The 14,641-nt window shown below is 74.8% G+C and carries 2 protein-coding genes; both read left to right on the forward strand.

From position 1 onward, the window contains the following. Positions 1–9: 9 nt before the first annotated feature. Entirely contained in the window at positions 10–12,141 is a 12,132-nt protein-coding gene (locus CCN51_RS10450) for a type I polyketide synthase (protein ID WP_086859476.1), read from the forward strand. Between the two features lie 20 nt (positions 12,142–12,161). After that, on the forward strand, positions 12,162–14,641 hold a 2,480-nt coding region (locus tag CCN51_RS10455), incomplete at its 3' end, for a type I polyketide synthase (RefSeq protein ID WP_143675767.1).

Genomic DNA, 14,641 nt, shown 5'->3' on the forward strand with positions numbered 1-14,641 from the left:
GGGGGCGCTGTGACCACTGAGACGAACGAAGAGCGGCTGGTCGATTACCTCAAGCGGGTCGCCGCAGATCTGCACGACACGCGGGCGCGGCTGCGCGAGGTGGAGGACGGACAGCGGGAACCGGTGGCCATCGTGGCGATGGCCTGCCGCTACCCCGGCGACGTCGCCTCCCCCGAGGCTCTGTGGGACCTCGTCGCCGCGCGCCGGCACGCGATGACCGCGTTTCCGGACAACCGCGGCTGGGACCTGGAGCGGCTGTTCCACCCGGACCCCGACCACCCGGGCACCAGCTACGCCCGCGAGGGTGGATTCCTGCACGACGCCGACCTGTTCGACCCTGAGTTCTTCGGCATCAGCCCCCGCGAGGCGGCGGTGGTCGACCCACAGCAGCGGCTGCTGCTCGAAGTGGCCTGGGAGGCGCTGGAGCGGGCGGGCATCGCGCCCGGGTCGCTCAAGGGCGCGCCGGTCGGCGTATACGCGGGCACCGCCCTGCCCGGCTTCGGCACCCCGCATATCGACCGGGCCGCGGAGGGCTATCTGGTCACCGGCAACGCACCGAGCGTGCTGTCCGGCCGGGTGGCGTACACCCTGGGCCTGGAGGGGCCCGCGGTCACGGTGGACACGGCGTGTTCGTCGTCGCTGGTGGCGATGCACCTGGCCGCGCAGGCGCTGCGGCAGGGCGAGTGCGAGCTCGCGCTGGCGGGCGGTGTGACGGTCATGACGACGCCTTACGTGTTCACGGAGTTCGCCCGGCAGCGCGGCCTGGCGGCGGACAGCCGGTGCAAGGCATTCTCCGAGGGGGCCGACGGCACGGCGTTCGCCGAGGGCGCGGGGCTGCTGGTGCTGGAGCGGCTGTCGGACGCCCAGCGCAACGGACACCAGGTGCTGGCCGTGATGCGCGGCTCGGCGATCAACCAGGACGGTGCGAGCAACGGGCTGACCGCGCCCAACGGCCTGGCGCAGCAGCGCGTCATCCGGCAGGCGCTGGCCGGCGCCCGGCTCTCCCCGGCGGATGTGGACGCGGTCGAGGCGCATGGTACGGGCACCACGCTCGGCGACCCGATCGAAGCCCAGGCGCTGCTGGCCACCTACGGTCAGGAGCGGCCCGAGGGCCGGCCGCTGTGGCTGGGCGCGATCAAGCCGAACCTCGGGCACACACAGGGCGCGGCGGGCGTGGCCGGCGTGATCAAGATGGTGATGGCGCTGCGGAACGCCTCGCTGCCCGCCCTGCTGCACGCCGACCGGCCCACGTCCGTGGTCGACTGGGACGGTGGCGCGGTACGGCTGCTGGCCGAGCCGGTGGCGTGGCCGGCCGGGGACCGGCGGCGCCGGGCCGGCGTCTCGTCCTTCGGTATCAGCGGGACCAACGCGCATCTGATCCTCGAGGAGGCCCCGCCACAGCCGGTCCCAGAGGACACCGCGGACACCGCGGACACCGCGGACACGCCTCAGCGGCCGGAGGGCACCGTCGTGCCGTGGGTGGTCTCCGCGCGGGGCGCGGCGTCGCTGCGCACTCAGGCCGCGGCGCTCGCCGAGCACATGGCCGCGCACCCGGGCACCCTGGTCGACGCCATCGGCTGGTCGCTGGCCACCACACGGTCGCCGCTCGACCACCGCGCGGTTGTGCTGGGCGCGGACCGCGAGGAGTTGTCCGCCCGGCTCGCCGACCTCGCCGAGGGGCGGACCCACCCCGATGTGACGCGGGCGTCCGCCCCGGCACGGCTCGGTGGCAGCGCGTTTCTCTTCACCGGGCAGGGCAGCCAGCGCCCCGGCATGGGCGCCCAGCTGTACCGGGCCTATCCGGCGTTCGCCGCCGCGTTCGACGAGGCGTGTGCGGCGCTTGACCCCCATCTGGGACGGTCGCTGCGGGAGTTGGTGTTCGCACCGGCCGACGCAGACGGAGACGGAGATGCGGACAGGGCGAGCGCGCTGGACGCGACGGAGGTGACCCAGGCCGCGCTGTTCGCGGTCGAGGTCGCCCTGTACCGGCTGGTCGAGTCGTTCGGTGTGGTCCCCGGCTATCTGGCGGGACACTCGGTCGGCGAACTGGTCGCGGCGCATATCGCCGGAGTGCTGTCACTGCCGGACGCGGCGCGGCTGGTAGCCGCCCGGGGGCGGCTGATGCAGGCGCTGCCCGAGGGTGGCGCGATGGTCGCGCTGGAGGCCGCCGAGGAGGAGGTGGCGCCGCTGCTCGCCGGGCGGGCGGACCAGGTGGCGCTGGCGGCCGTGAACGCGCCGACGTCGGTGGTGGTATCGGGGGACGAGGAGGCGGTCGAGGAGATCGCCCGTACGATCCGGGAGCGCGGACACCGGACCAGGCGGCTGCGGGTCGGCCACGCCTTCCACTCGCCGCGGATCGACCCGATGCTGGAGGAGTTCCGGCAGGTCGCCGCCTCGCTGACGTACTCCCAGCCCCGGATCGCCGTCGTCTCGAACGTCACCGGCGCGCTGGCCGGGGCCGAGCAGCTGTGCGACCCCGACTACTGGGTGCGGCATGCGCGGCAGCCGGTGCGGTTCCGCGACGGTATCGCCGCGCTGCGCGCGGAGGGTGTCACCCGCTTCCTGGAGCTCGGCCCGGACGCCGTGCTCACCGCCATGGCGCGCGACTGCCTGACCTCGGAGGCGGCCCCGGAGGTGGCCGCCGGGGAATCGGCTCAGGATGCCGGTACGTCCTCCGGCCCCGGCGCGCCGGTGCTCGCCACGGTGTTGCGCAAGGGCCGCGACGAGCCCCGTACGCTGCTGACCGCGCTCGCCCAGCTCCATGTGGACGGCGAGAGCGTCGACTTCTCCGCCGCCTTCCCGCCCGCCACCCAGGCCACCGACCTGCCCACCTACCGTTTCGACCGCCGCCGGTACTGGCGGGACGCCCCGCAGGCGGAGGCGGACGTACGGGCCGCGGGGCTCGAGGCGAGCGACCATCCGCTGCTGCGCGCCGCGCTCGAACCGGCGGACGGCGGGCTGCTGCTGACCGGCCGGCTGTCGCTGCGCGGCCAGCCCTGGCTGGCCGACCACGCCATCGTGGACGCGGTGCCGCTGCCCGGCACGCTCTTCGTGGAACTCGCCCTCCAGGCCGGGGAACGGGTCGGCTGCGACCTGATCGACGATCTCACCCTGGAGGCGCCGCTGCTGCTGCCCCCGGTGGGTGCGGTGGACCTCCAGGTGGCCGTCGGGGCCCCCGGCGCGGCCGGCCGACGGGCCGTCACCGTCTACTCGCGTCCGTCCGGCGGCGGTTCGGAGGGTTCGGAGGACCCGGGTGTCGCGGACGAGCCGGGCGACGGCCCATCCGGCGCGTACGGCCCGTGGCGCCGGCATGCCACCGCCACGCTGAGCGCCACGGCGACCGGCGCGGCGACCGGTGTCCCCGAGCCCGCGGCGCCACCGGCACAGTGGCCGCCCGCCGGGGCGGAGGCCATCGACGTGGCCGGGCTGTACGAGCGGCTGGCCGCCGAGGGCTACCGGTACGGACCGGCGTTCACGGGGTTGCGCACCGCGTGGCGGGTCGGCGAGGAGATGTTCGCCGAGGTGGGTCTCGCCCCCGGCCAGCGGGGCGACGGCGGGGCGTACGCCATCCACCCCGCGCTCCTGGACGCCGCCCTGCACCCGATCGGCGCACTGTTCACCGGCGTGGACCAGGCGGGCGGCGCGCCGGGCACGGTCCGGCTGCCGTTCTCCTTCGGCGGCGTACGGCTCCTCGCGCGCGGCGCGTCCCGGCTGCGGGTCCGGATCACGCCGACCGGTCCTGACACCGTGACCATGCGGCTGTCCGACGACACCGGCGCCGAGGTCGTGGCCGTCGACTCGCTCACGCTGCGCGCCGTTTCGGCGCAGCGGTGGCGGTCCGGGGCGGTCCCGGCGGACCGGCCGCTGTACCGGCTGGGCTGGGATGCCTTCGCGCTGCCCGCCGCCGCGACAACGGCGCCGGACCGCTGGGCCGTACCCGCCGCCGATGACACGAACGCCACGGACGCCGCCACGGCCTCGCTGCCTGCGGAACACGTCGCGCGCCACCCCGACCTCGCCGCGCTGAGCGCGTCGGTCGCCGCCGGGGCCCCCGCGCCCGATCTGGTCGTCATGGCCTGTCTCGGCGCCCCCTACGACACGTCCGACGACGGCGACGAGCCGCCCTCCCGGGTGCGCACCGCCACCCACCGCGTCCTCGCGCGGCTGCGGGAGTGGCTGACGGACGACGCCCTCGCCACCAGCCGACTAGTAGTCCTCACCGCCGGAGCCGTCGCCGCCGACCCGGCCGACGCGCCGCCCGATCTGGCGGGCGCGGCGGTGCTGGGCCTGCTGCGCGCCGCCCAGGCCGAACACCCGGGGCGGATCGTGCTGGTGGACACCGATGGCACCTCGGCGTCCCGGGACGCGCTGGCGGCGGCGGTGGCTGCCGCCGTGGCCGCCGGTGAGTGGCAGCTGGCGCTGCGCGACGGGCGCGCGCTGGTGCCCCGGCTGGTCCTGGCACACCCCGACCCCGACGCGGCGCCGGTGTTGCTCGACCCCGACGGCACCGTGCTGGTGACCGGCGGCACCGGGTCGCTCGGCCGGCTGCTCGCCCGCCACCTCGTCGAAAATCACGGCGCCCGGCATCTGCTGCTGGTGAGCCGGAGCGGGGCGGCCGCCGAGGGCATCGAGGCGTTCGCGGCCGGGCTCGCGGCCGACGTACGGATCGAGAGCTGCGACACCGCCGACCCCGAGGCGCTGGCCGCCCTGCTCGCCACCGTCCCCGGCGAACACCCGCTGACCGCGGTCGTGCACACCGCGGGCGTGCTCGACGACGGCGTGGTCACCTCGCTGACGCCCGAACAGCTCGACGCCGTCCTGGCGCCGAAGGTGGACGCGGCCTGGCAGCTGCACCGGCTGACCCGGGGCGCGGACCTCGCCTCGTTCGTCCTGTTCTCGTCCGCCGCCTCCGTGCTCGGCAGCGGTGGGCAGGGCAACTACGGCGCGGCGAACGCGTTCCTCAACGCCCTCGCCGAGCACATCCGCGCCGCGGGCGGCCCGGCCACCTCGCTGGCCTGGGGCCTGTGGGGGGTGGACGAGGGGATGACGGAACACCTCGCCACCGCGGACCGGGCCCGGATGGCGCGTTCGGGCACCGCCGCGATGTCCGGGGAGGCGGGCCTGGCCCGGTTCGACGCGGCGCTGGCCACCGCGCTGCCCGTACTGGTCCCGGCCAGGTTCGACCTCGCCGTGCTGCGCGAACAGGCTGCCACCGGCGCGCTGCCTCCGCTGCTGCGCCGCCTCGTACGCCTGCCCGTCCGTACCGCCGCGGCAGTGGCGGCGTCCCCCTCCTGGGCCGGGCGGCTCGCCGGGCTGCCGGAGACCGAGCAGGACCGGGTGATCGGGGAGCTGATACGCGACCGGATCGCCGCCGTCCTGGCGCATCCGGAGCCCGAAACCCTCGAACTGGGCCGGACGTTCGCGCAGCTCGGCCTCGACTCGCTGACCGCGCTGGAGCTGCGCAACGCGATCCATGAGGCGACGGGTGTCCGCCTCCCGGCCACCGCCATATTCGACTACCCGACCCCCGAGACCCTGGTCAGCCATCTGCGCACCGAACTGCTCGGCGCCACCGCGGCCACCGCGGCCACCACGCCGCTGTCGCCGGGGGCCGGGGCCCCGGCCCGGTCCGGGAGCGCAGACGACCCCGTCGTGATCGTCGGCATGGCCTGCCACTACCCGGGCGATGTGCACTCCCCGGACGAGCTGTGGCGGCTGGTGGCCGACGGGGTGGACGCGATTGGGCCGTTCCCCGAGGACCGTGGCTGGGATGTGGCCGGGCTGTACGACCCGGACCCCGAGCGCACGGGCAAGAGCTACACCAGGGAGGGTGGCTTCCTGCCCGAAGCGGCCCTGTTCGACGCGGAGTTCTTCGGGATCAGCCCCCGGGAGGCACTGGCCACCGATCCGCAGCAGCGGCTGTTGCTGGAGACGGCATGGCAGGCGTTCGAGCACGCCCGTATCGATCCGGCGGCGCTGCGCGGCAGCCGTACGGCGGTGGTCACCGGCATCATGTACGACGACTACGGCGCGCGGTTCCTGGGCCGGATCCCGGAGGGGTACGAGGGCCAGATCATGACCGGGTCCACGCCGAGCGTCGCGTCCGGCCGGGTGGCCTACACCTTCGGCCTGGAGGGGCCGACGCTGACCGTGGACACGGCGTGTTCGTCGTCGCTGGTGGCGATGCACCTGGCCGCGCAGGCGCTGCGACAGGGGGAATGCGACCTCGCCCTGGCGGGCGGTGTGACGGTGATGGCCACACCGAACACGTTCATCGAGTTCTCGCGCCAGCGCGGGCTGGCGCCGGACGGGCGGTGCAAGCCGTTCGCGGCCGCCGCCGACGGCACCGGGTGGAGTGAGGGCGCCGGGCTGCTGGTGCTGGAGCGGCTGTCGGACGCGCGCCGCAACGGGCACCGGGTGCTCGCGGTCCTGCGGGGTTCGGCGGTCAACCAGGACGGTGCGAGCAACGGGCTGACCGCGCCCAACGGGCCGTCCCAGCAACGGGTGATCGGCCAGGCCCTGGCCGTGGCGGGGGTGGATCCCGCCGGGGTCGATGTGGTGGAGGCCCATGGCACAGGCACGACGCTGGGCGACCCCATCGAGGCCCAGGCCCTGCTGGCCACGTACGGCCGGAACCGCCCCGCCGGACAGCCCCTGTGGCTGGGGTCCATCAAGTCGAACATCGGCCACACCCAGGCCGCCGCCGGGGCCGCGGGCATCATCAAGATGGTCATGGCCCTGCGCCACGGCCGGCTGCCCGCCACCCTGCACGTGGACGAGCCGAGCCCGCATGTGGACTGGGCGAGCGGAAGCGTCCGGCTCCTCACCGAGGCCACCGACTGGCCGGAGGCCGACCGGCCCCGCCGCGCCGCGGTCTCCTCTTTCGGCATCTCCGGCACCAACGCCCACATCATCCTGGAACAGGCCCCTGACCAGCCCGAACCGCTCCCGGAACAGTCCGCGTCAGCCGCCGCGGGCGGCATCGTGCCGTTCGTGCTCTCCGCCCGTACGGCCGAGGCGCTGCGCGCCCAGGCCGCGAACCTGGCGGCGCGGCTCCCCTCGGCCGAGGTGGCGGAGGTGGGCTGGTCGCTGGCGACCACCCGGTCGGCGTTCGAGCACCGGGCGGTGATCGTGGCCGAGGACCGGGACGCGCTGCTGGCCGGTCTGGAGAAGCTGGCCGCCGACGAGCCCGATCCGGCGGTGGTGGCGGGAGCCGCGACCACCGCGGCCGCGGGCCCGGTGTTCGTCTTCCCGGGCCAGGGGTCGCAGTGGCGCGGCATGGGCGTGGAACTGCTGGACACCTCGCCGGTGTTCGCGGCCCGGATCGCGGAGTGCGAGCGGGCCCTGGCGCCGTACGTGGACTGGTCGCTCACCGCCGTACTGCGCGGTGCCGACACCACCACCGACCCGCACCGCGTGGATGTCGTCCAGCCCACCCTCTGGGCCGTCATGGTGTCCCTGGCCGCCCTCTGGCAACACCTGGGCATCGCCCCGGCCGCCGTCATCGGACACTCCCAGGGCGAGATCGCCGCCGCCTGTGTGGCGGGAGCCCTCACCCTCGACGACGCCGCCAAGGTCGTGGCCCTGCGCAGCCAGGCGCTGCGCGCCCTGGCCGGCCACGGCACCATGGCCTCCCTCACCCTCGGCGCCGACGACACCGCCGGGCTCCTGGAGGAGCTGGGCGAGCAGGCCGACGACGTCACCCTGGCCGCCGCGAACGGCCCCGCCACCACCGTCATCTCCGGTGCGGTGGAGCAGATCGCCACCGTTCTGGCGGCGGCCGAGGCGCGCGGCGCGCGGACCCGCACCATCGATGTGGACTACGCCTCCCACGGGCCCCATGTCGACCGCATCCGCGAGGACATCGTCTCCGCCTTGAGCGGCCTCGCGCCCACCGTGTCAGAGGTCGCCTTCTACTCGACGGTGACCGCCGAACGCCTGGACACCGTCGGGCTCGACGCCGACTACTGGTTCACCAACCTCCGCCGCCCGGTCCGCTTCGCCGACACCCTCGCCACTCTCCTCGCCCATGGACACCGGCACTTCATCGAGGTCAGCCCGCACCCTGTGCTGATCCCCGGGATGCAGGACGGTTTCGAGGCGGCCGACGCCGCCGCCACCGCCGTCCCCACCCTCCGCCGCGACCAGGGCGGGCCCCACCAGCTCGCCCAAGCCGTGGCCCGCGCGTACACCGCCGGTCTGGCCATCGACTGGGCCCCCTGGTATCCGGCCGAGCCGCACACCACCGACCTGCCCACCTACCCCTTCCAGCGCCGCCGGTACTGGCTCGGTATGGACGGCGGGCCGGGCGATCTGCGCAGCGCCGGGCTCATCTCGGTGGCGCACGCCCAGCTCGGCGCCGCGGTCGAACTGGCCGATGGCGGACTGGTGATGACCGGCCGGCTGCCCGCCGCCGGGAGCGGCGGCTGGCTGGACGACCACGTCGTCGCCGACACTCCCCTGGTGCCCGGCACTGCCCTGGTGGAGTGGGTGCTGCGGGCGGCCGACGAGGCGGGGTGCGGCGGGATCGAGGAGCTGGCGCTCCATGTCCCGATGACGCTGCCCGCGTCCGGTGGGCTGCGGATCCAGGTCGTGGCGTACGCGCCGGACGGGGACGGCCGCCGCGAGGTACGGGTGCACTCCCGCCCCGACGCGGAGGACGGCTGGTCGCCCTGGACCTGCCACGCCACCGGACACCTCTCCCCGACCGCCCCGACCGCCCCGGGCGCCGCGGACCCGGCTCAGGCCGGAGTGTGGCCGCCGCGGGACGCCGAACAGATCGACGTGGCCGACTTCTACGGCCGCGCCGAGGCGATCGGCTACGGCTACGGACCGGCCTTCCGGGGCCTGACCGCCGCCTGGCGGCAGGGTGACGACCTGCTCGCCGAGGTGGTGCTGCCGGAGGCGGCGCACGAGGGCTCCGACGGGTTCGCCCTGCACCCCGCGCTGCTCGACGCGGCCCTGCACCCCTTGGCTCTGGACGGGCAGGGGGAGGACGGGCAGATGCGGCTGCCGTTCGCCTGGAGCGGTGTGTCGCTGTGGGCCACCGGCGCTCGCGCGGTCCGGGTCCGGATGTCCCCGCTGGAACACGGCTTCCGGCTGGTGGTGGCCGATGCGGCGGGCCGGCCGGTGCTCAGCGCCGAATCCGTGGTCGTACGCCCCACCAGCGCAGGGCAGTTGCGCGACGCGGGCGCGCGGCGGGTGGACGGGCTGTACGAGGTGGCGTGGGTGCCCCTGCCGCCGTCGTCGGACACCGAGGCTGAGACGGAGACGCGGGGCGTAGAGGGGTGGGCGCTGCTGGACGGCGGCCCGCTTCCGTTCGACCCGTCAAAGGCCGGATCCCTGCCCCGCTACGCCGACATCGACGCCCTGCTGACCGCCGCCGCCCTGCCGTCGACAGTGCTCGTCGGCGTTTCCGGCGCCGTGGGCGCCGCGGGAGCCGAGGGCGACGAGGATTCGGCCGAGGTCGCGTTGGCCGTGACCACCGGTGTGCTGGCGCCGGCGCGGCGGTGGCTGGAGACACCGGAGCTGGCCGACGCCCGGCTGGTGCTGGTCACGCGGGGAGCGGTCGCAGCTGCGGAAACCGACGACGGCCCCGACCCGGCGGCGGCCGCGGTGTGGGGTCTGCTGCGCAGCGCACAGGCGGAGAACCCGGGCCGTTTCCTGCTGTGCGACATCGACGACGGCGCCGGGCCCGACGATGTGCTCGGCGCCGTCACCCGGGCGGTGGCCCTGGACGAGCCGCAGGTGGCGGTGCGCGATGGCCGTGTGCTGACGCCCCGTCTTGAGTGCGCGGGCGCCGCTGGGTTGGCTCCGCCGCCGGGTGCGCCTGCCTGGCGGCTGGCGGCCGATGACACCGGCACCATCGACAGCGTGTCGGTCGTGGCCTGCCCCGAGGTGCTGGAGCCGCTGGCGCCCGGGCAGGTGCGGATCGCGGTGCGGGCCGCGGGCATCAACTTCCGCGATGTGCTGATCGTGCTCGGGATGTATCCGGACGAGGGGGTGTTCCGGGGCAGCGAGGGCGCGGGCGTGGTGCTGGACGTGGCCGACGATGTGACGTCGGTGGCCGTCGGCGACCGTGTCTTCGGGCTGTTCGAGGGCGCCTTCGGGCCCGTGGCCGTCGCCGACGCCCGCGCCGTCGTCCCGATCCCGCCGGGCTGGACGGACCAGCAGGCCGCGGCCGTCCCGACGACGTTCCTGACCGCCTGGTACGGGCTGGTGGACCTGGCCGGCCTCAAGGCGGGCGAGTCGGTCCTCATCCATGCCGCCACGGGCGGTGTGGGCACGGCGGCCGTGCAGATCGCCCGCCACCTGGGCGCCGAGGTGTACGCCACCGCCAGCCCTGGCAAACACGCTGTGCTGGAGGCGATGGGTATCGACGAGGCCCACCGCGCCTCCTCCCGCGACCTGGACTTCGAGGACGCCTTCCGCACCGCCGCCGGCGGCCGCGGCTTCGATGTGGTCCTCAACAGCCTTGCGGGCGAGTACACCGACGCGTCCCTGCGCCTGTTGACAGGCGGTGGGCGCTTCATCGAGATGGGCAAGACCGACAAGCGCGACGCCGAGCAGATCGCCGACACGTACCCCGGCGTCCGCTACCGCTTCTACGATTTGGTCCCGGACGCCGGTCTGAACCGGGTCGCGGAGATGCTGACCACGCTGGCAGGCCACTTCGCCCAGGGTGTCCTGGCGCCGCCGCCGGTCCGGGCGTGGCCGCTGACCGAGGCCCGGCAGGCGCTGCGGCAGATGAGCCAGGCCAGGCACACCGGCAAATACGTCCTGGACATGCCCCGTACGCTCGGCCCGGACGGCACCGTCCTGATCACTGGCGGCACCGGCACCCTCGGCGCCCTCGTCGCCGAGCACCTCGTCACCACCCACCACATCACCCATCTCCACCTTCTCAGCCGCCGCGGACCCGACGCCCCCGGCGCCGCCGAACTGACGGCCCGGCTCACCGAACTCGGCGCCACCGTCCGCATCACCGCCACCGACACCGCCGACCCGCAGGCCCTCCGGCAGGCCCTCGACACCGTCGACCGCGACCATCCGCTCACCGGTGTCATCCACGCCGCGGGGGCGCTGGACGACGCGGTGCTGACCGCGCAGACACCGGAGCGGCTGGCGTCGGTCTGGGCGGCGAAGGCGACGGCCGCGGCCAATCTCCACCGGGCCACCAAGGACCTCCCGCTGGCCATGTTCGTGATCTTCTCCTCGGCCGCCGGCACCCTCGGCACACCGGGGCAGGCCAACTACGCCGCCGCCAACGCCTACTGTGACGCACTCGCCGTCCGGCGACGGCAGGCGGGGCTGCCCGCCACCTCCATCGCCTGGGGGCTGTGGGCGGCCACCAGCGCGATGACCGGGCATCTGGCGGACGCCGACCTGGCCCGGATGAGCCGCACCGGCTTCACCCCGCTGGCCACCCCGATGGCGCTGGCGCTGTTCGACGCCGCCGGGCGACACGGCGGCGCGACCCCGCTCGCGCTCGACCTCGATCCGCGTACGCTCGGCGCCCAGCCGTCCGACGCCGTGCCCGCGGTGCTGCGTACCGTCGCCGCCGCGGGAGCGCCGGTCCGGCGTACCGCCGCCGTCGCACAGTCCACCGACTGGGCCGGCCGACTGGCCGCGCTCTCGGCCGCCGAGCGCCACCGCGAGCTGGTCAACCTGGTACGTACGCATGCGGCGACGGTGCTCGGCCACAGCGACCCCGCGGCGCTCCGCGCGGACACCTCGTTCAAGGAGCTGGGGTTCGACTCGCTGACCGCCGTCGAGCTGCGCAACCGGCTCTCGGCCGCGACCGGTCTGCGGCTGCCCGCCGCGCTCGTCTTCGACTATCCCGACGCGGAGACCATGGCCCGCTTCCTGGACCAGAAGCTCGCCCCCGCGGACCGGACGGAGGCGGCGGCGGTCGACCACCTCGCCCCCGTCCTGAACGACTTGGCCCGGCTGGAGTCCACCTTGGGCAGCCATGACGTGGACGGGAAGGCCCGCGAGACGATCGCGGGCCGGCTCCACGCCCTGCTGTCCCGGCTGGAGGGGAGCACGGCCAGTGCGGCGGACATCGACGGCGAGGCGCTGGAGTCCGCCTCGGACGACGAGATGTTCGCGCTCATCGACCAGCAACTGGGCTCGTCCTGACGAGAAGTGGGGGAGGACCAATGTCGTCCACGGAAGACAAGCTGCGCCAGTACCTCAAGCGGGTCACCGTCGACCTGGGCGAGGCCCGAGCGCGCCTGCGCAAAGCGGAGCAACGCCAGCACGAGCCCATCGCCATCACCTCCATGGCCTGCCGCTACCCCGGCGGTGTCACCTCCCCCGAAACCCTGTGGGAGCTGGTCGACAGCCGCACCGACGCCATCGGCCCCTTCCCCACCAACCGCGGCTGGGACCTGACCTCCCTCTACCACCCCGACCCCGACCACTCCGGCACCAGTTACGTCCGGGACGGCGGCTTCGTCCACGACGCCGATGAATTCGACGCCTCCTTCTTCAACATCAGCCCGCGCGAAGCCCTCGCCATGGACCCGCAGCAGCGGCTCCTCCTCGAAACCGCCTGGGAACTCCTCGAACGGGCCCATATCGACCCCACGGCCCTCAAGGGCACCCCCACCGGCGTGTACACGGGCTGTGGTGTGCCCGGTTTCGGCACACCGCATATCGAGCGGAGCGCCGAGGGCTTCCTGCTGACGGGCAACGCGCTCAGCGTGGTGTCCGGCCGTATCGCCTTCACCCTCGGTCTGGAGGGCCCGGCGGTCACGCTGGACACGGCGTGCTCGTCCTCGCTGGTGGCGATGCACCTGGCGGTCCAGGCGCTGCGGCAGGGCGAATGCGACCTGGCGCTGGCCGGCGGGGTGACGGTCATGTCGACCCCGAACGTGATCGTCGAGTTCTCCCGGCAGCGCGGCCTGTCCCCGGACGGGCGGTGCAAGCCGTTCGCCACGGCGGCCGACGGCACGGGCTTCTCCGAGGGCGCGGGCCTGGTGCTGCTGGAGCGGCTGTCGGACGCCGAGCGCAACGGGCGCCAGGTGCTCGCCGTCATCCGGGGTACGGCCGTCAACCAGGACGGCGCGAGCAACGGGCTGAGCGCCCCCAACGGACCCTCGCAGCAGCGGGTGATCCGCCAGGCGCTGGCCAACGCCGGGCTGGCCACGGTCGAAGTGGACGCGGTGGAGGCCCATGGCACGGGCACCACGCTCGGCGACCCGATCGAGGCCGAGGCGCTGCTGGCCACCTACGGCCAGGAGCGGCCGGAGGACCGTCCGCTGTGGCTGGGGTCGATCAAGTCCAACATCGGCCATACGCAGGGCGCCGCCGGGGTCGCGGGCGTCATCAAGATGGTGATGGCCCTGCGCCACGGCTCGCTGCCCGCCACCCTGCACGTCGACGAGCCCACGTCGCATGTGGACTGGGACCGGGGCACGGTACGGCTGCTGACCGAGCCGGTCGACTGGCCGACGGCCCCCGACCGGCCGCGCCGGGCGGGTGTCTCGGCGTTCGGCATCTCCGGCACCAACGCCCACATCATCCTGGAGGAGCCGGGCCTGCCCACGGCGGCGGAGGCTGAGGCTGGGACTGAGGCTGAGGGCACCGCACCGGAGGAGGACACCGTAGAGCCGGCCCTCCTGGGCGGCGTGGCGCCCTGGGTGGTCTCGGCCCGTACCCGGGAGGCCCTGGCCGACCAGGCGCGCGGGCTCGTCCGGGCCGTCGCCGACACCGACACCCCGTACGCCTCGCCCGCCGAGGTGGCCTGGTCGCTGGCCACCACCCGCGCCACGTTCGACCACCGCGCCGTGGTCACCGGCACCGACCTCGCCGACCTCACCGCCGCGCTGGAGGCCCTGGCCACCGGCGGTGAACACCCCCACCTCATCCGCGGCACCGCCCTCGACCCGCAGGAGGGCCCGGTCTTCGTCTTCCCCGGCCAGGGCTCCCAGTGGCCCGGTATGGCCGTCGGGCTGCTGGACTCCTCCCCCGCCTTCGCCACCCGGATCGCCGCCTGCGAACAGGCCCTGGCCCCGTACGTCGACTGGTCGCTCACCGCCGTCCTGCGCTCCGCCGACACCACCACCGACCCCCACCGCGTGGATGTCATCCAGCCGACCCTCTGGGCCGTCATGGTGTCCCTGGCGGGTCTGTGGCAGGACTTCGGCATCACCCCGGCCGCCGTCATCGGCCACTCCCAGGGCGAGATCGCCGCCGCTTGTGTGGCCGGGGCGCTCAGCCTCGACGACGCCGCCAAGGTGGTGGCGCTGCGCAGCCAGGCGCTACGCGCCCTCGCCGGCCACGGGGCCATGGCCTCCCTCACCCTCGGCGCCGAGGACACCGCCCGCGTCCTGACCAGCCTCGGCCGGCAGGCGGAGGACGTCGCGGTCGCCGCCCACAACGGCCCCCGCTCCACCGTCGTCTCCGGGCCCCCCGACCAGATCGCCACCGTCCTGGCGGCCGCCGAGGCCGAAGGCGCGCGGACCCGCACCATCGACGTGGACTACGCCTCCCACAGCCCGCACGTCGACCGCATCCGCGACACCATCCTCGCGCAACTCGCCGATCTGGCCCCCACCGCGCCCACCATCCCCTTCTACTCCACCGTCACCGCCGAGCCGCTGACGACCACCCCGCTCGACGCCGACTACTGGTT

This window comes from Streptomyces milbemycinicus, assembly GCF_002154605.1.
Taxonomy (GTDB): domain Bacteria; phylum Actinomycetota; class Actinomycetes; order Streptomycetales; family Streptomycetaceae; genus Streptomyces; species Streptomyces milbemycinicus.